Source organism: Nonomuraea sp. NPDC049624, from assembly GCF_040675255.1.
In the GTDB taxonomy this organism is placed as follows: Bacteria; Actinomycetota; Actinomycetes; order Streptosporangiales; family Streptosporangiaceae; genus Nonomuraea.
In genome coordinates, this window is record NZ_JBFAOR010000009.1 from 243490 (window position 1) to 262050 (window position 18561).

Annotated in this window: 15 protein-coding genes; 10 read left to right on the top strand and 5 right to left on the bottom strand. The window is 71.6% G+C overall.

The window, feature by feature from the left end; all coding sequences use genetic code 11:
• Window positions 1-222: 222 nt before the first annotated feature.
• The gene (locus tag AB0J76_RS35000) at window positions 223-1092 is read left to right on the top strand and encodes an arylamine N-acetyltransferase (RefSeq protein ID WP_352326502.1); all 870 of its coding nucleotides are present in this window, start codon (window positions 223-225) and stop codon (window positions 1090-1092) included.
• 21 nt (window positions 1093-1113) lie between these two features.
• Here AB0J76_RS35000 and AB0J76_RS35005 read toward each other — a convergent pair whose 3' ends face one another.
• Window positions 1114-1512 (bottom strand): VOC family protein, encoded by a 399-nt coding sequence (locus tag AB0J76_RS35005; protein WP_352326501.1) that lies wholly within the window; start codon window positions 1510-1512, stop codon window positions 1114-1116.
• Between the two features lie 95 nt (window positions 1513-1607).
• On the opposite strand from AB0J76_RS35005, the gene AB0J76_RS35010 reads away from it, so the two are divergent.
• Both AB0J76_RS35010 and AB0J76_RS35015 read left to right on the top strand, forming a co-directional pair.
• A complete protein-coding gene (locus tag AB0J76_RS35010; RefSeq protein WP_352326500.1) occupies window positions 1608-2684 on the top strand; it encodes a WYL domain-containing protein in 1077 nt (358 codons plus the stop codon).
• Between the two features lie 129 nt (window positions 2685-2813).
• Window positions 2814-3689, top strand: coding sequence for an alpha/beta hydrolase (locus AB0J76_RS35015; protein WP_364391968.1), 876 nt, complete (start codon window positions 2814-2816; stop codon window positions 3687-3689).
• Window positions 3690-3700: 11 nt separating this feature from the next.
• Here AB0J76_RS35015 and hemC read toward each other — a convergent pair whose 3' ends face one another.
• Window positions 3701-4636 (bottom strand): hydroxymethylbilane synthase, encoded by a 936-nt coding sequence (gene hemC, locus AB0J76_RS35020; protein ID WP_352325537.1) that lies wholly within the window; start codon window positions 4634-4636, stop codon window positions 3701-3703.
• Window positions 4637-4768: 132 nt separating this feature from the next.
• On the opposite strand from hemC, the gene AB0J76_RS35025 reads away from it, so the two are divergent.
• Window positions 4769-6001: a hypothetical protein gene (locus AB0J76_RS35025; protein WP_352325538.1), complete on the top strand. Its 1233-nt coding sequence runs from the start codon at window positions 4769-4771 to the stop codon at window positions 5999-6001.
• Between the two features lie 196 nt (window positions 6002-6197).
• Here the strand turns inward: AB0J76_RS35025 and AB0J76_RS35030 are convergent, their stop codons facing one another.
• Window positions 6198-6677 (bottom strand): hypothetical protein, encoded by a 480-nt coding sequence (locus AB0J76_RS35030; RefSeq protein WP_352325539.1) that lies wholly within the window; start codon window positions 6675-6677, stop codon window positions 6198-6200.
• A gap of 421 nt (window positions 6678-7098) precedes the next feature.
• On the opposite strand from AB0J76_RS35030, the gene lanL reads away from it, so the two are divergent.
• The 3 genes from lanL (at window position 7099) to AB0J76_RS35045 (ending at window position 12953) form a co-directional block, all read left to right on the top strand.
• Window positions 7099-9759, top strand: coding sequence for a class IV lanthionine synthetase LanL (gene lanL / locus AB0J76_RS35035; protein ID WP_352325541.1), 2661 nt, complete (start codon window positions 7099-7101; stop codon window positions 9757-9759).
• A gap of 294 nt (window positions 9760-10053) precedes the next feature.
• Entirely contained in the window at window positions 10054-11829 is a 1776-nt protein-coding gene (locus tag AB0J76_RS35040) for an ABC transporter ATP-binding protein (protein WP_352325542.1), read from the top strand.
• A 956-nt stretch (window positions 11830-12785) separates the two neighbouring features.
• Window positions 12786-12953, top strand: coding sequence for a hypothetical protein (locus AB0J76_RS35045; protein WP_352325543.1), 168 nt, complete (start codon window positions 12786-12788; stop codon window positions 12951-12953).
• 628 nt (window positions 12954-13581) lie between these two features.
• Here the strand turns inward: AB0J76_RS35045 and AB0J76_RS35050 are convergent.
• Entirely contained in the window at window positions 13582-14430 is an 849-nt protein-coding gene (locus AB0J76_RS35050) for a hypothetical protein (protein ID WP_352325545.1), read from the bottom strand.
• A 73-nt stretch (window positions 14431-14503) separates the two neighbouring features.
• On the bottom strand, window positions 14504-15037 hold the full coding sequence (locus AB0J76_RS35055) for a YbhB/YbcL family Raf kinase inhibitor-like protein (protein ID WP_352325547.1): 534 nt from the start codon (window positions 15035-15037) through the stop codon (window positions 14504-14506).
• A gap of 88 nt (window positions 15038-15125) precedes the next feature.
• Here AB0J76_RS35055 and AB0J76_RS35060 point away from each other — a divergent pair, with 88 nt between their 5' ends.
• The 3 genes from AB0J76_RS35060 (at window position 15126) to AB0J76_RS35070 (ending at window position 18551) form a co-directional block, all read left to right on the top strand.
• On the top strand, window positions 15126-15818 hold the full coding sequence (locus tag AB0J76_RS35060) for a GntR family transcriptional regulator (protein ID WP_352325548.1): 693 nt from the start codon (window positions 15126-15128) through the stop codon (window positions 15816-15818).
• A 259-nt stretch (window positions 15819-16077) separates the two neighbouring features.
• Entirely contained in the window at window positions 16078-16521 is a 444-nt protein-coding gene (locus tag AB0J76_RS35065; RefSeq protein ID WP_352325549.1) for a hypothetical protein, read from the top strand.
• Window positions 16518-18551, top strand: coding sequence for a M48 family metalloprotease (locus AB0J76_RS35070; protein WP_352325550.1), 2034 nt, complete (start codon window positions 16518-16520; stop codon window positions 18549-18551). The genes AB0J76_RS35065 and AB0J76_RS35070 overlap by 4 nt, the downstream gene beginning before the upstream one ends.
• The last annotated feature ends 10 nt before the right edge of the window (window positions 18552-18561 follow it).

Sequence of the window (18561 nt, forward strand, 5' to 3'; positions counted from 1 at the left end):
GGTCGTCTCCTCCCGGTGAACCGCTCAGGGCAGCGTCATCGTGGTCATCGTCGGTCGCGGCCGCGCGCCGCCGCATCTCGTGGATTGCGCGGTACGGCCGCCCGCCGCCGTGCTCGGTCGCCCGGGCTCGCCGTCCGGCACCGCCGCGCGGCGAGCAATCCGCGAGGTGCGGGACGGCCGCGCGGCGGACCACGATGGACGCGGCGACCGAAGGGAGGGCCCATGCGGCGAACTCGTGACCGTGACCTGAACGCCTACCTCGACCGGCTGGACGTCGGCGACCCCGGCGAGCCGTCGCTCCCGGCGCTGCGCGCCCTGCACCGCGCGCACGTGGAGCGGGTGCCGTACGAGACGTTGGAGGTGCAGCTCGGCCGGCGGATCACCGTGGACCCGCGCGAGTCGGTCGAGCGGGTGCTGCGCGGGCGCGGCGGCTACTGCGTGCAGCTCAACGGGGCGTTCGCCACGCTGCTTACCGCGCTCGGCTACGACGTCACCTGGCATCGGGCCGGGGTGCAGGCCGCCGTCCGGGCGCCCGCCTCGCCGGCGTCGTTCGCGCCGCACCTCGCGCTCACCGTCGCCCTCGACGGGCAGGACTGGCTGGTGGACATCGGGCTCGGCGACGGGCTGCACGAGCCGCTGCCGCTGCGGGCGGGGACGTACCGGCAGGGGCCGTTCGAGTTCCGGCTGTCCGCCTCGGACGTGGAGCCCGGCGGCTGGCGGTTCGACCACGACCCCCGCGGGTCGATCGCCGGGCTGGACGTCGAGCGGGCGCCCGCCGAGCCCGGGGACTTCGTGGAGTGGCATCCGTACCTGTGCACCTCGCCCGAGTCCCGGCTGGTGCGGGCCGCCGTCGTGCTGCGGCGCGACGCGACGGGCGCCGACTGCCTGGTGGGCTGCATGCTGCGCCGGGTCGGCGCGGACGGCAGGACCGAACGGGAGCTGTCCACCCGGCGGGAGTGGTTCGAGGCCCTGGAGGAGGTGTTCGGGCTGCGCCTCGACGACGTCAACGGCGCCGAGCGCGAGGCCCTGTGGACCAAGGTCCGCGACGCCCACCTGTCCTGGCAGTCCCGCCGCCGCACCCCCGCCGCCTGACCCCGCCCGCTGGTTTTCCGATCAGCGGGCGGATCTCGCCACGGCGGCCGGGGTGACCGGGGTGAAGAGGTTGACGAGATTGCCGTCGGGGTCGCGGAACAGCAGCGACCGGTTGCCCCAGGGCATCGTGGTGGGCTCGTTGACGAAGTCGGTGACGAAGCCGGTCAGGTTCTCGTACACGCGGTCCACGTCGTCCACCAGGAACTCGACGATCACGCTGTGGTTGTCGGCCGGGCGGGAGGAGCCCGGGGCGAACAGCGGGACGGTGCGGGTGCTCGCGATCGCCAGCGTGGCGGTGCCGGTCCTGATCTCGGCGAAGTCCTCGGTGGACCAGGTCGCCGGGGTCCCGGTGGCCTGCTCGTAGAACCCGGCGAGGCGGGCGACGTCGTCGGTGATGATGCGGATCGATACGAAGTTCATGACGTTCCTTCAGTGTTCGTGCAGCTCTTGGCACCCCGCACGGTACGACTGATACTGGACGGATTCGGTCCACTATTCGCCATAGGCTCGTATTCATGTCGCCACCCACCGGTCGTGTGCTCACGCTCCTGGAGTTGTTGCAGTCGGGCGGCGTCCGGACGATGGCCGAACTGGCCGACCGGCTCGGCGTCGACGGCCGTACCGTGCGGCGGTACGTCGGTCAGCTCGTCGACCTCGGGCTGCCGGTCGAGTCGGTGCGCGGCCGTTACGGCGGCTATCGTCTCGCCCGCGGTTACCGCCTGCCGCCGCTCATGCTCGACGACGACGAGGCGCTGGCCGTGCTGCTCGGCCTGCTCGCCAACCGGCGCACGGCGGGCGACGCCGGGGACACGGCGAGCGACACTGCGAGCGAGACGGCGGCCGCGAAGATCCGCCGGGTGCTGCCCGAACGGCTCGTCCGCCGGCTCGACGCGCTCCTGGAATCCCTCGCCTTCACCGGCCCGCCCGGCGGGCCCGCCGGGCCGGACGCCGCCGTCCTGCTCACGATCGCCGACGCCGTACGCCACCGCCGGCCCGTCTCGATCCGGTACGCCGACCGCACCGGCCGGCGCAGTGACCGCACGCTGCACCCGTACGGGATCGTCAGCCACGCGGGCCGCTGGTACGTCACCGGCGAGGACCCCGGCCTCGGCGAGAACCGGACCTTCCGCCTCGACCGCGTCGCGGACGCCCGGACCCTGCCCGGCTCGTTCGAGGCGCCGGCCGGCCCGGATCCGGCGCAGCGCGTCCTGTCGGGGTTCGCCACCGCGTCCTACCGGCACGAGGTGACCCTGCGGATCCACGGGACGGCCGAGCAGATCCGCGCCCGCCTGCCCGCCGCCGTCGCCACCATGGAGGAGATCACCGACGACCCCGCTCTCGACCCCGCTGACGCCCTCGCCGTCGAGCCCGCTGCGCAGACCGCTGACGAGCCCGCTGCGGAGGCCGCTGGGGAGGCCCGTCCGGCGGGTGGGCGCTGGTGGCGGGTCGAGCTGCGGGTCGAACGGCTCGACTGGCTGCCCGCCGTGCTCGCCGCGCTCGACCGCCCGTTCGTCATCGAACGTCCCGCCGAACTGCGCGACCTCGTCCTCGCCGTCGCCGGCCGCCTCGCGTGCCGCGCCCGCCGAGCCTGACCGCCCGGCGTCACACTCCGACGAAGCTCACCGTCTCCGCCAGGTCCGCCCGCCCCGTACGCAGCCGCGTCTGTTTCGCCGGAAATGAAACCTACGGTGCACTGGTGTCGTCCTGGCTAGCGTGGCGGAGTGCACACAGTGATCACGCGAGACGGCCGCACCCTTGCCGTGGAGCAGTGGGGCGTCCCCGACGGGACACCCGTCTTCTACCTGCACGGCACCCCCGTGGGACGCCTGGCCCGCCACCCCGACGACTCCTTGTACACCAGGCTCGGCATCCGGCTGATCACCTTCGACCGCCCCGGCCTCGGCGGCTCGACGCCGCTGCCGGGGCGGCGCGTCGTGGACGGCGCGGACGACGTCGCCGCCGTGGCCGACGCGCTCGGCCTGGACGAGTTCGCCGTCTACGGGGTCTCCGGCGGCGGGCCGCACGCGCTGGCGTTCGCCGCCCGCCACCCCGGCCGGGCGGTCCGGGTCGCCACGCTGGCGGCGCCGGCCCCGCGCGACGCCGAAGGGCTGGACTGGACGGCCGGGATGATGGAGGGCAACCGACGCAGCGCCGCCGTCGCCCTCCAGGATCGCGACGCGATGATCGCCCACCTGGGGGCGGACTCGTCCGGGCCGCCGCAGTTGCCGCCGTTCGAGGCCGCCGTCCTGACGCGGCCCGAGGTCAGCGCCATGTTGGCGGCCGCCTACGCCGCGGCGGTCCGTCCCGGCCTCGGGGGCTGGGCCGACGACGTCATCGCCCTCTTCGGCAGGCCCTGGGAGGTGGACCCCGCCGCCATCACCGTTCCGGTCCGGCTGTGGCACGGCGAGCTGGACGGGGTCGTGCCGGTCGCGCACGCCCGCTGGCTCGCCGCCCGGATCCCCACCGCCACCCTCACCGTCCAGCCCGACGCCGGGCACGCCGGGCACTTCGACGCCACCCCCGCCACGCTGGAGTGGCTGCTGCACGGCGACGAACCCCTCCGCGACCAGGACGAGATGGCGGCCGCCACGACATAGGCGGCCCGCCGTCAGTGAGGGATGGTGTCGATCAGTTCCCGGGCGCCCTGGCGGAGCAGCGCGACAGCGACGGAGGTGCCGAGCGTCGCCGGGTCGAGCGGGCCGGCCCACTCGTGCGCGTCGAGCACGCGCTTGCCGTCGGGGGAGAAGACCCGGGCGCGCAACGACAACCGGCCGTCGCGCTCGGCGCGGGCGTACCCGGCGATGGGCGAGTTGCAGTGGCCCTGGAGCACGTGCAGCAGCATGCGCTCGGCCGTGATCTCCCGCCACGTGTCGGCATGCCCCAGCCCGGCGACCGCGTCGACGGTCGCCGGGTCGTCCTCCCGGCACTGCAGGGCCAGCACGCCCGCGCCGATCGGCGGGCACATCGTCTCCAGCGACAGCGCCTCGGTGATCCGTTCCGGCCGGCCGATGCGCTCCAGCCCGGCCACCGCCAGCAGCAGCGCGTCGGCCTCCCCCGCGTCCAGCTTCTCCAGGCGCCGGTTGGCGTTGCCGCGCATCGGCACGCAGCGCAGCTGCGGGTGGGACGCGGCGAGCTGGGCCACGCGCCGCACCGACGACGTGCCGATCCGGGTGCCCTCGGGCAGCGCGTCCAGCTTCAGGCCGCCGGGGTGCACGAGCGCGTCGCGCAGGTCGTCACGCTTGAGGAAGGCCGCGAACACCGTGCCGGCCGGCAGCGGGCGGTCGGCGGGCACGTCCTTCATGCAGTGGACCGCCAGGTCGGCCTGGCCGGCCAGGAGCGCCTCGTCGACCTCTTTGGTGAAGGCGCCCTTGCCGCCCAGCGCCGACAGCGCCCCCTGCCACCGGTCGCCGGACGTGGTGACCGGGACGACCTCGGTGCGGATGCCGGGATGCCGGTCGGCCAGCTCCCGCCGGACGCGCTCGACCTGGGCGAGCGCCATGGGAGACGAACGCGTCACGATGCGGATCAGCTCGGGGACGGCCATCCCCCGATCGTAGGGCGTCACCTCCGTGCCGCGCGGGCTGATTCCGGAGCTCGCCATGGATGGCCCGCCGAAGGGATGGCGGCTTAGGGTACGGATCACCAATTGTCACGGGGGAAGAGGACGGGGACGTACATGATGGCCAATGATCCGGGACGGCCGACGCTGATGACGCGGATGGTCGCGGCGTACAAGGGCGAGGTGCGCGCGGACGAGCTGGAGGCGTACCGGCGGGCGGGGGGCCTGGTCTACACCGAGCTGGAGCGTGCCGAGGAGCTGCGGTTACGCCTGGTCCAGGACGGCGTCAACCTCTGGCACGGCCCGCAGTCCGCCTCCGGGCAGCTGCTGTGCACCTGGAACGCGTTCGTGCTGCAGACCATCGGCGAGCAGCTGCTCGACTCCGACTACAGCGCCGACCCGCGCACCGCGGGCTACGTGCCGCCGGTCACCAGCCGGCAGGTGGCCGCGTGCTTCGCGCAGGTGGAAGGCTGGGTGTCACGCGCCCGGCAGGCGGCCGGCAACACCCGCTATCTGGTCGAGACAGAGCTCCAGCTGCCCGCCGACCTGCCCGAATGGGCCGAGGCGGACCCGTGCCCGCTGCCCCACCTGCACGGCATGCTGGCCGCCACCCGCGCGATCCGCCGGCACGCGGAAGTGGCCTTCGGCGTGTTCGAGCAGACCGTCGCCGACGCCCACGACCACCAGGCCGACCTGCAGCGGCTGCGCCAGCTCGTGGCCGAGGCCGCCACCGCCGCCGACTACGCCGAGGGGCTGCTCAAGGCCGATCCGCAGCCGAGCCTGCACGAGGCGATCGAGCAACGGCTGCAGCGGTCCCTGGAGCTCTACTACCACGTGGGTCAGCTCATCGCCATGCCCAGGCACATCGCCACCTACCAGAGCACCGTCACCAGGCCCGCGGCGACGTACAAGTCCCTTGAGGCGAATCTGCGCGACCTCGACCCGTGGTGCCTGACCGACCCGCAGCGGCGGGACTACTGGCAGGCCGACCCCAAGGCCCGGCAGGCCGTCAAGGAGATGTGGGAGTACGACCCCGACCCGGCCGCCACGCTGCACATCCAGGCGCAGATCGACGCCGCCTTCCGGGACGGCGCCATCGCCTACGCCGTAGACGCGGCGGGCAAGCCGCTCGGCAGCTACTACTGCTGCCCGTTCCCCGCCATCTATTCGGTGCGCAGGCCGGTGGTCATCGCGGGCAGGCTGCTGCGGCCCATGCAGCGCTTCACCTTCGAGGCGTCCGCCGAGGAGATGGAGAGCGGCGGCCCGTTCCGGCGCGAGATCATCGTGGCCGACTTCAAGCCGACGAACGAGATCGACTACTGCGACCCCGACGGGCTCCACGGCGACTAGTGTCATCCGCCTGAAATTCGCCGGCAATATTCAGCGAGGGATTCGAGGATCTCCTCGGCGGATCTCCAGCTCGGCCGGCACGGTGTCGGTGGCGGGCGACCACCTGCCCTTCCAGCGCTACGACCTCAGCGCTGCCGCGGGCATGCGCACGTGGGCGCGGAACGGCTGTTCCGCGCCCACCGTCGATCCATCTGTTTCAGCAGCCGACCGGCGCGTCCACCGTGACGGAGGCAGGGCCGTAGAAGCTGGGCCCGCCGGGACCCACGGGCCCCTGGGACAGCTTGACCTCGGCGCGAACCGTCGATCCGCAGGGGACGGTCGCGGTGGCGCCCTCAACGGTCACGGTGTTGTTCCAGATGCTCACCGACTGCCGCCGGGAGCCGAGGAACAGGCCACCGACGACTTGGCCGGACACCTCCACCTCTGCGCGCTGTGGGGTGATGACTCCGCCGGGTCCAGGCTCCGCGATGCCGGGCGCGCCGACGGTGCCGTATAACCGTGCCTGGGTGCCGGTGAGATCCACGCAGGCCTTGGTGGAGAGGCCCGAGATCAGGACGCTGTCACTGCAGGTGGTCGTAGTCGTGGCAGCGGATGCCGGGCCGCTCAACGCGAGCGCCCCCGCGGCCGCCGCCCCTGCGGCGAGTACCGCGGCTCCACGCTTGACGATCTGCTTCAACGATTTCCCCTTTGATGATCGGGCGTGCGGCCTCGCGCCGCACACGATCAGTAGCATGTCACACATGACATGATGAAACGCTGAGCGCCAGGAGAACTGCACGATAACCACGGGAAAAGGTTTGAGCGTTTAAAATCGGGCAGCCCAAAACCGCAAAATCGGAAAATGAAATAGGGGTCGAAAGCGAAGGCGCAAACCCCGGCCGTCGAGCTCTCGCCCAGAAAGCGTCCGGGCTGCTTCGCGCCGTGCCTCACCTCCGGCATCTCAGCTAAATGCGACCGATACAGGGAGTGGCGCTCACCTCCGGCTGGGAGAGGAGCTCTCACCTCGCATTCAATTCATTTCCCATTCATCTGCAAGAGCGCTTCGCGACTCTCGGTTCCGCAGGCAAGCGGCGACGGTGGAAGCGGGTCACGTGGGCATGCATTCAGAAGACCCGGCCATTCTGCGCGACATCGTGACCGCCGAACTCGGGCGCGCGGGCGCACAGGACTGGTCGATCGTCGAGGACAACCTCTGGTGCAAGGTCACCCCCGACGCCTACCCGATGCCCGACCAGGGATGGAAGCTGCACGTCTCCGCGACGATGCTCTCCGCCCCGCTGGCGCTCGCCCGCGTCTCGCGAGTACTCGCCGAGGCCCGTTGCGCCTTCAAGTTTCCCGCCCGGCTGAGCGACTACTGGAAACTCCTTGAGCCGCACTGCAGCCGGGCGCAGGCCGGGAAGTTCATCACCGTCTATCCCCTCGACGACGCCGCGTCGGTACGCCTGGCCGCCCTGCTCGATGACGCCACCCGCGGACTTCCCGGTCCGGTGATCCTTTCCGACCGTCCGTACCGGGCGGGCGGGATCGTCCACTACCGCTACGGCGCCTTCAGCGGGCACCGCGTGCTCGGCAACGACGGGTTCTACGAGATTCGGCTGCGTTCGCCGCAGGGCCGGCTCGTTCCCGACGAACGGCGGCCCAGCTTCTCCCCGCCGCCGTTCGCGACCTGCCCGTTCGAGGTTCCGGTGGCGAGCCGGCGCCCGCGGGCGTCTGCGGTGATGCTCAATGACCGGTTCATCGTCCGTAAGGCCGTACGGCATGCCAACCGGGGCGGCGTCTACCTCGCCGAGGACACCGCCACCGGCCACGAGGTCGTCGTCAAGGAGGGGCGTCCGCACGCGTGCGCCGATCTGAGCGGCCGCGACGCGCGGGATCGGATCGCGGCCGAACGTTCCTGCCTGGAAGCCCTCGCCACGGCCGGGATCACACCGGCCGTGGTGGACTTCTTCGAGCAGGGCGGCCACATCTTCCTCGTCGAGGAGCTCGTGCCGGGGATCACGCTGCAGCGCTGGTCGGACGAGAATGCCGGGCCACTGGGCGAGGACGGCTTCGGCAGCGCGCCGGCGCAGGTCCTGCCCATCATCAGCCGCCTGACCACGTTGCTGAAGGCGCTGCACGGCCGAGGCTACGTGTTCGGCGACCTGTCGCCGAACAACGTGATGCTCTCGCCCGGCGGTGAACTACGGCTCATCGACCTGGAACACGCGGCCGTGCCGGGCACCACCGTCATGGTGGGCGGGACTCCGGGCTACCTCGCCCCGGAGCTGGCGGGCCACACGGGGGAGTTCCGGCCCGCCCCGCACGCGAGCGCCGACCTCTACAGTCTCGGCGCGATGGCGTACTTCCTGGCGGTCGGCGCCCACCTGGACCCGCCGGGCCCCGGCCAGGCGGCCAGGGTGGCAGCGGTTGCCGCAGCCAACCCCACGCTCGCCCTGCTGCGACCGCTCGTGGAGGGCCTGCTGGCGACAGAACCGGAACGGCGCTGGTCGCTGGACAGCTGCCTCCGCTTCCTCACCGCTCCCGCCCCGGAGCGGGCCGCCCCCCACCACCGGTCCCGGCCGCCGCAGCGGATCGGCCGCCTGATCGACGACGGGCTCGCGCACCTGGTGGAGACGATGGACACGAGCGAGGACGCCCCGTCGCCGTGGCCCGACGCCGCCGACGGCATCGAAGCCGATCCGTGCTCGGTCAACGGCGGCGCGGCGGGAATCCTCGGCGTCCTGACACGGGCCGAACCGCACGCGAGGGCGGCTGCCGAACTCGCCCGCTGGTTGAGGCGGCGGCTGGCGGCCGAGGACGTCTGGCCGCCCGGCCTGCACTTCGGGCGCTCCGGCGCCGTGTGGGCGCTGTACGACGCGGCGACGGCCACGGGCGACGCCGAGCTGGCCCGGTTCGCGGTACGGACGGCGCGGCGACTGCCGACCGACCACCCCGGCTCCGACGTGACGCACGGACTGGCCGGATGCGGCATGGCGCTCCTGCACATCGCCCTGGCCTCGGGAGATCTCCCGCTCCGGGACCGGGCCGCCGAAGCCCTCCAGAACCTGCATCAGGCGCGGTCGTACGGCAACGGCCACCCGCAGTGGCCGACGCCGCAGACGTTCGACTCGGGCCTGGCCGGGGCCAACCACTTCGGTTTCGCGCACGGCATCGCCGGCATCGGGACCGCGCTGCTCCACGCGGGCCGGGCCCTCCACCGGCCTGACTGGACGGCGACCGTCCACGAGATCGCCCGCGCCCTCTACGAACACGCCGAAGTGGACGGCGACACCGCCTGGTGGCCGACGCAGCGCGGCGACCTGTCCACGGTGCGCCCGCGCCGGCCGCACTGGTGCAGCGGCTCCTCCGGGATCGGCTCCTTCCTCGTGAGGTACTGGCGTGCCACCGGCGACCCGCCCGCGCTGGACCTGGCGCGCAAGGCCGCGGCGGCCGTGCACCGTACTCGATGGCAGTCAGGGCCGGTGCCGTGCCACGGACTGCCCGGCGACGGTGAATTCCTGCTCGACATGGCCGACTTCACCGGTGACGACCACTACCGGCGGTGGGCGCGAGATCTGGCCGGCTGCCTCGAAATCCGTGCGGCCGATCGTCGCGGCCGCCTGCTCGTCCCCGGACCCCAGGGAGACTTCCCGCCGACCTTTCTCGCCGGTACGGCGGGGATCGTCGCCTTCCTCATCCGACTGCGCGACCGGTCCGCCCGGTTGTGGCTGCCGGAGGAGGCCCCCAGGCTCGCCGCTCCCGCAGCGGGACGGCGATGACAGACGGCCGCGCCACTGGCGGCCCCGGCATTCACAAGGAGGTGACGACCATGTCCTTCGACGTCGAGGACCTGCAGGCGCTCCAGGAGCTCGAGCCCGGCGCCAACGAGGCGCTCCGGCTGACCAACTGCATCAAGCACTTCGGCTGCACCGACAACTGACAGTCGAACCCGCCCGCCCGGACACGGGCGGGCGGGGCTCTGTTCGATCATCAGACGTTCGATCTACCAGACGTTCGATCTACCAGACGCTCGGTCACCAGACGCTCGATGCAGACAAGGACAGGCCCGGCCCGTGCACGATCGTCCCCTCTTCGCTCCGGAGAAGCCTCCCGCCCCCGGAACCTGGCGCAGGGTCGTGCGGCTGTTCATGCCGCACCGGCTCGCCATCTGCTTCGTCGTCCTGCTCGTCGTGGCCTACTCCGCGCTGAACGCCGCCGTCCCGTTGCTGACCCAGCTGGTCTTCGACCGGGCGCTGTTCGGCGCGGGCGGTCCCGACCTGCCGCTGCTCGCGCTGATCGCCGGCCTGGCGGCGGCCACCGCCTGCGCGGTGGGTGTGGTGGACCTCGGCCAGTCGTGGGTGTCGGCCCGCGTCGCGCAGCAAGTGGTGCACGCGCTGCGCGTGGAACTGTTCGGCCGTCTCCAGCGCATGCCGCTGGCCTTCTTCGCCGCGACACCAGGTGGCGAGATCCAGTCGCGGCTGGCCAACGACACCGCTCAGATCGAGAACGCCGTCAAGGACACCCTGCCCAGCACGCTGTCCGGCGTCATCGGATTCGTGGCCGCCGCCGGCGCGATGGTGGCACTATCCCCCCAGCTCGCGGGTGCCGCCCTGATTCTCGCGCCCATCGTCGTCTGGGTGGCCTCCCGCTCCGGGCGAGCGCTCAAGAACCTGTCGGAGGTCAGCCAGCACTCTCGCGCGCAACTGTCGGCCATCGTGGCGGAGCGGCTGAGCCTGGGCGCCGTCATCCTGGCCAGGGTCCACGGCAGAAGCGCGGACGAGGCCGGCCGATTCGCCACGGAAAGCCGGCGGCTGATCCGGCTCGGAGTACGCTCCGGACTGGTGGCCCAAGGGGTGCTGAGCGCGGGACACGTCTTCTTCGTGTTGACCCCCTATCTGGTGTTCGTGGCGGCGGGCCTGTCCGACGGGATCACTCCAGGCACACTGGTGGCCTTCACCGTGCTGCAGGCCAGGCTCTACCAGCCCCTTTGGCAACTCCTGCACATCTCCACCGAGTTCCGCTCCGCCCAGGGAGCCTTCGAGCGGGTCTTCGACTACCTCGACATGGAGCCCGAGCCGGAGCCCGGACCTGACGCACGACCGGACCCCGTTCCCGGGCCCGGCGCGCTCGCCGTCCATGGGGCCACGTTCCGGTACGCCGCAGACGAGCGGGGCCGCCCGGCGTTGGACGCTGTGAGTCTCGCCCTCCCGGCCGGATCCACCACGCTGGTCGTCGGCCCGAGCGGCTCGGGCAAGACGACACTCGGCCACCTGCTGGCCGGCCTGCACACGCCCACCGAGGGCTCGGTCCGGATCGACGGGGTGAAGATCACCCGTCCGTCGCCCGGACAGATTTGCATCGCCACGCAGGAGCCCTTCCTCTTCCAGGGGTCGATCGCCGACAACCTCCGATACGCCGCCCCCGACGCCACCGCGGACGATCTCATGCGCGCCTGCCGGCTCACCCGCGTCCACGAGCGGATCATGGCACTCCCGGACGGCTACGACTCGCTGGTGGGAGAGCGGGGGGCGCTGCTGTCCGGCGGCGAACGACAGCGCATCGCCCTGGCCCGCGCGCTCCTGGCCGGCGCGTCCGTGCTGGTTCTCGACGAGGCCACCTCCGCGCTCGACCCGATGACCGAACTGGAGGTCGTCGAGGCGATCCTGGCCGAGCGGGCGGGACGGACGACGGTGATGATCACCCACAGGTTCGGCGTCCTCGAGTCCTTCGACACCGTCGTGGCCCTGGACGAGGGCCGGGTAGCGGAACACGGAGATCGCCTCGACCTGCTCGGCGACCGGCACGGATGGTACGCGCGGATGGTCCGCGCTCAGACCGGCGTCGCATAGACCCCCGTTCGCCCTGTGCCGCGTCAAACCATCACACAGGGCTTGAGCTGCATGTTCTCCGAAGCGGCTACGCGGCTCGCAGGCCCACCGGCGGACGGTCACCGACGCGATCGGCCTGGTCCTGCGCCGATGCCTGGATGGAGATGCGGGGTGTGATGGGCGAGTACGACACCCAGGCGCGCCTCGCCGCAGAACGTTCTACCGGAGATCGCGCTGTCGCCCGCCGCCGGATCGGCGATCAGGTTGTTCTGTCCCGCGGGCGGTGAGTTCGTCGTCGCGCACGTCAACAATCACCTGCCTACCGGCCAATAGCGACCAAGCGCCGGCGTCACATGGACATAGCCATTCAGTCATCTCTCCATGGGCGATAACCCGACCAGCACCAGTGCTTTGGCCCGGCGTAGTTTGACATCAGTTCTCCGTACGGCCGGCCCTCGACCCCACTTCTGCCATTGTCATCGGATCTGAACGGTGACAGTCGCCTGCGCCGGCTCCTCGGACGGACTGCCGGACACCTCGTGGTGATCTTGCCTGGCACCGCTGGTGGGATTAAGTGGCGGAGGCTTGAATCCTGTCCAGATGCGGGCCAGGACTGGAGGGTGATTTCCCGCCCGTAATCAAGTTTCATAGAGACGAACGGGCGTCGTTGCCTCGATCACCGACCGAATGGGGGCTGGTGATTGACATCGAGGGTGCACCGCTTTCAACCAGATGCTGTCCGTGGACTTCACCACTGCGGGCACGCCGCTGCTGCTCGCGCCGTGGTTCGGCAGCTCATCACAGGCTTTCTTGACGGGCGCATCTACCGGAATTCATGGCCGAAGAATATATGGCCGCTTTTTCTGTGTTGCCCCTTGAGCGTCGACCGGCTCAATGTGGAGACCACTGGCAGAGGGCACGCCGTCCGGTGTGTGTCAGGCCCCTCCCCCCCGATTTCCCCTACCAAGGAGGTAACCATGGCTTCCTTCCCTTCTCGCGCCCGGCTGATCGTCAAGCATTCGGGCAAGGTGCCGGCCATCGAGAACGCCGGCCTCAAGGACGGTGCCAGCGTGAACCAGTACGACTCCGGCCACCAAGACAACGAGAAGTTCCGGCTGGAGCCCATCAGCGACGCCAACTGGTAGCTCACAAGGTCGGGCACGTCCGTGCCGTCCGTGCGCCGGACGGCCGGGCGTACCTGACATCGCGGTTCACCATCTCCACACTGCCGGGCAGCAGGCAACTGCCACAGAACGGGCGGCCCGGAACCCCTCGGGCGGGGGTCCCCGAGTCGTCGGAACAGCGTCTATGGTGCGCGATCCTGCGGGGATCAGTCTGGGTTGCGCATCACAAAGACGCTTCAGATGACCACCGATCGGAGTTGAGCCAGAATCTGGCGGCGAGGGCTTTTGCTGATCATTTCCCAATTCCGGCTTCCCGGCGGTCGTCCCTACCTGTACATCCCTGCTTACGCGGTAGCCCTTGTTCAGGATGACCGGGTAGTAAAACGCGCTGGTGGATCCTGCGTATGGGCCGCCTTGTGGCGGATCCCCCTCTGAACCGCCTGCTTGGGGACCCGTCGGGGACCACACGCCCTGCTCGCGCCGGGTGTGCAGCTGCCACAGTTCGTCGGCCACCGCGTCCGGTTCGTGGCGGGCGCCAGGGCCGAAGGGGCCGACCACCGTGAGCTGCGCGGCGTGGACCCCGTCGTCGCCGAGCGCCGTCGTGGAGCATGCGGACGTAGGCTGACTCGGCCGCATGGGCGATCAGCGTTCAGGCAAGATCGGACCGCCCGCGAACGGTCTGGAACGTTCCCGCCGCGGTGAACGCGTTGGCGATCGGCGCGATGAGCGAGGCCAGGCGGCGGGCACCCGCGTCGCCGATCGGCGCCCACAGAGCGGCGCAGTGCTCGTCGGTCTCCACGTCGATGCGCTCACGTGCCGCACTGCCGGCGGCGGTGATCACAGCGTTGGAGTCGAGCCAGCCGCGCGCGACGAGGCGTGCCGTCGCCGCGCTCCACTCCTCGTCGTCCCACTGGCGGGTCGCTCGTGCGAGAGCCGTCGGGAGGCGGCCGGTTGCGGTGTGCAGAACGAGGCAGTCGCACGGCCCGAGGTCGTTGTCGGCGAGTACGACGAGATGGGCGTCGCCGCGCCACTCGCGCGCCACCGTGATTTGCTGCCAGAGCGCGACGAGAGGATCGGCGGGAAGCACGACCGAGGCGTTCGCGGCGGCCAGCACCTTGCCGGCGTAGTCGGCGCCGGCGACGACCGGGTCGATCAGCGAGCGCGCCTCGGCAAGGTGGTCGTCGGTGAGCTGTACGTTGACGCGCCGCATCGCCCGGCCGGCGGCCAGGAAGCGGGCGGCCTGCCATCGCCCGGGCGGTGCGACGTCCCACACGCCCGCCATGGCCCGCACTGCACGCGGGCTGAAGTTGTAGAAGGCCGCGAGCGTGACCTGCCACGGAACCGCGCCCATCGCGGCCGACCTGAAGGCCAGATACGCCGGCCCGCGGTCGCTCACGCCGAGCTCGACCGCCTCCTCGGCGGTTTCGGGGACGAGATAGATGAACAGGTGGGCGGCACTGATGGCGCGGCTGATGTCACGGACGGCGTTCAGGTCCATCAAGCCGTCGCCGGGGCGGGCGGAGTCGGGAAGGTGCATCGTGGTTGTTTCTCCTGGGAGTCGGGCGGTGCTGTCAGGCGGGTGTCTCGGCGGTCGCGATCAACATCGCGCGTCCGAGGGTGTGACCGGCCATGGTGAAGCCGAGGACGGCCGGCGTGGCGTCGGCCGGGACGCCTGTCGAGGGGATGTCGAGGGCGTGCACGACGACGAAGTAGCGGTGCGGGCCATGTCCGGCCGGCGGGGCGGCGCCGATGTAGCGGGCCACGCGGGCGTCGTTGGGCAACTGGTAGGCGCCCTCCGGCAGCTGTGAGCCGGTGTCGTCGCCGGCTCCCTCGGGCAGTTCGGTGACGGTGGCGGGGATGTCGGCGACCGCCCAGTGCCAGAACCCGGACCCGGTGGGGGCGTCGGGATCGTAGACGGTGACGGCATAGCTCTTGGTGCCGTCCGGGGCGCCGGTCCAGGACAGCTGCGGGGATGTGTCCTTCCCGCCGGGCAGGCCGGAGGAGCGTTGCTCGGGCGGCCAGGGGGCGCCGTCGGTGACGGTGGTGCTGGTGACGGTGAAGGAGGCCGCCTTGGGAAAGCGGGCGAAGGGGTCGTTGGCAGGCACAGCGGTCGTTCCTTTCCGGACGAGTGCGGTTACTTAATCGACCGTAGCACAAATAATCGATTATTCGAGGATCGTCTATGATGAGCTCATGGCTCAGATGGCGCACCCCTCGATCTCACCGGGGAAGCAGATGCTCTCCGAGCAGGTCTACGCACACCTCCGGGACGCGATCATGCGCGGCGACCACCCTCCTGGCGCCCCGCTCAAGCCGCAGGACCTGGCCAAGGAGCAGGGCGTGAGCCTGGCCGTGGTGCGCGAGGCGCTCGTGCGGGTGGTCGGCGAGGGGCTCGCCGACCGGCTGCCCAACCGCGGCTTCGCCGTCCCGGCCTTCTCCGACCGCCGCTGGCAGGAGGTCGCGGAGGCCCGTCGGACCGTCGAACCGGTCGTCCTGCGTATGTCCATCGAGCGCGGCGACCTCGACTGGGAGGCCCGTGTGCGGGCCGCCCACCATCGTCTGGTTCGCACTCCGGCGTACGTGCCGGAGGAGGGCGAGTACTACACCGGCGCTTGGGCCGAGGCTCACAGGGCCTTCCACCGCACGTTGCTGGAGGGGTGTGGCAACCGCGCGCTGTTGGAGACCTTCGACCGGCTGTGGACCGCGAGTGAGCTGGCCCGCCGTTGGTCGGCGCACCGCAACCCCGGCCGGGACGGCGCCAAGGAGCACCGCAGACTGGAGGAAGCGGCGCTGGCCCGCGACGCCGACACCGCGGCCGAGGTCCTGGTCCGGCACCTCACCTTGACCGCGGTTGCTCTGACCGACGACTCCGGCCAGGCCACCTAGGCCCACGCCGCAACGGCGAGCAGGACGCCGGTTCCCTCCAGCCCCAGAGGCCGGCCCTTCTAGATCCAGAGGCTGCCCAAGAGCCAGAAAAGCGCCCTGACCAGGGCCCTGGTCATCGGACGGGCCACGGAGGAACGCGGAGGAAATGCGGCGGAAGCCGGGCCGGGCCGTCAGTATCCAAGGACATCCGGCATCCAAGGACATCCGGCCTCGGAGCTGCCTATATTTCAGGCAACGGAATTCTCCTGTTGGAGGCTAGGTGTCCGATGTGTTCGCCAAGGATCTCAGCCGCCGGGTCGTGACCAGGATCGCTCCCGCCGAACTGCCGCTGTTCGACCAGACCTGGGACGCGCTCGGCGGCAGGACCAGGCCGAGGTCGCATCGGGATCCGCTCGGTTTCGGGTTGCCGGGGGTGGACGAGCTGCTGGTGACGGCGATCGTCTCCGGCGTGGTGACCACGGTGCTCGCGGACGTGGGCAAGGACGTCGGCTCGTGGACCGGCCGGCTGATCGGCCGGTTGCGCCGCCGTCCGCGGGAGCTGCCCGAGGCCCAGCCGGCGGGCCCGCCGCCGTTGCCGCCGGCCCGGCTGACGGAGATCCGCAAAGTCGCCTACCACAAGGCGCGCCGGATGGGCATGTCGCAGGCGCAGGCCGACGCGCTGGCCGACGCGGTGGTGAGCGAGCTGGCCCGCAACCCGTCATGAGCGGCCGTCTGCCGTCGGCCACCACGTCCGCGTTCGTCCTGCTGATCAGCCTGGCGTTCGCGACGACCGCGATCTACCGGCCGGGGATCTTCGACCTGCTGTCGGTGCAGGGGGCGGAGGTCCCGGCGAAGGTCAGGGAGGCGTGCCAGCTCGCGGCGCTGAAGGGCCTGGACGATCCCGCGTGCGACGTGATGAGCCGCGGGGCCCACCAGGATCTCCGGCTCGGCGTGTTGCTCTGTTTCGCGACGCTCGTCCTGCTCACCGGGCTGCAGTACTGGTTCGGCCCGGCCTGGCGGATCCGCCGCCGGCGGCTGCGTCCGGTCGGCGGCGAGGTGGGCGAGGAGCTGCGGCGGATGGCGGCGGAGGTGCTCGGCGGCCGCCGGGTCGTCTTCCTGCTCGACGTGCTCGACCCCGCGGTGGCCGGGCTGGCCTTCGGCCGGGCCGGGCGCCGGTACGTGGTGATCAGCCGGGGCACCTGGATGTCGTTCGAGCGCGACCGGCCGCTGTTCCGTGCGGTGGTGCTGCACGAGCTGGCGCACGTGCGCAACAGGGACCTGACCATCACGGCGGTGACGCTGGCGATGTGGCGGTCCTACGCCGCGGTGATCCTCGTGCCGGGTCTGCTCGCCGCCGTGAACGGGGTGTTGTCGGGGCAGGCGCCGTTCCTGCGGTCGGAGCTGATGCCGTTCGGGGCGCGCGCGGCGCTGTCGTGGTTGTTCGCCGCCCAGATCGCCGGGCTGGCGGTGTTGTCGTGGCTGACCCGTTCGGTGGTGCTGCAGTCGCGTGAGCTGATGGCCGACGCCCGCGTGTTGTCGTGGGAGCGGGACGCGACACCGCTGCGCCGCGTGTTCGAACAGGCGCCGGCGCCGCGCCGGTGGCCGGTGTCGCTGCGGGTGCGCACCCATCCGCATCTCGCCGTCCGGCGGGCCGCGCTGGAGGACGAGGAGCCGCTGGTGCGCCAGGGCTTCGTCTTCCCGCTGGCGCTGGGCGGCTGTTTCTCCCTGACCATGGATCCGGCCACGTCGCTGACCGCGCAGGGACGCACCAACACGCTGCCGTGGCCGGCGGAGGTGTTCGCCCTGCTGCTGGCCGTCGCGCTGGGGTTGCGGGCGTTGCGGGCCGTGGGGGCGCGCGGCGACGCGGTGCACGTGCCGCTGGGCCTGGCCGTGGGGCTGGCGGGCGGCTGGCTGCTGGCCCCGAGCAGGATGACGGACCATGCGCTGGCGCCGTTCCCCGTGTCGGTGCAGCTCGCCGGGCTGGTGGTGCTGGCGGTGGCGGGCCTGCTGCTGGGGGTGTGGGTGCGGTGGGTGGCGCGGGTGTGGGCGCCGCGGGTGCACGGGCTGCGGTCGGCGCTCGGGCCGCTGCTGCTGATCGCGGTGGTCGTGACGCTGGTCGCGCGGGCGTTCTACGACATCCAGGCCGACATCATCATCGCCCACGTGCAGAGATATCCCGCCGTCTCCGACCCGCTGGCCCAGGTCCTGATCAGCGCGCAGATCATGCTGGACTCCCGCCTGTCGGGGGGCGTCCTGCTGCTGCTCGCCGTCGTCCTGCTCATCCTGACCCCGATGGCGGTACGTTTGGTCACCCTCGGCGAACGCCGCCCGCCCGCGCCCCGGCGCACCGGCCGCGTCCCCCTGGCGGTGGGCTGCGCGGCCACCGCGGCGCTGGTCACGGCAATGGTGTCGGGCACGGTCAACGGCTACGTCTTCCAGAGTTCCGGCACCGCGTTGTCGGGCGTCATCGCGACCGGAGCCGCCGCGGGCGCCGCCCTGGCGGCCTGCGTGGCCGCGCTGTCCGGGACGTCGCCGGTCGCGAAGGGCATGCTGACGGCTCTGGCCGCGGCGGTGCTCTACGCCCTCGCGCTGGAGCTGGTGTGGCTGCCCCTGCGGACGGCGCTGCCGTGGCCGATCCACATGATCATCCTGGAGCGTATGCTGGCGGCCGCGCTGATCGCCGCGCTGGCCACGGCCCTGCCGGCCCGCCTGCTGCCCGTCCGCGCGGGGCCTGGCGCGCCCGCGCCGCGGTGAGGCGGGGGCG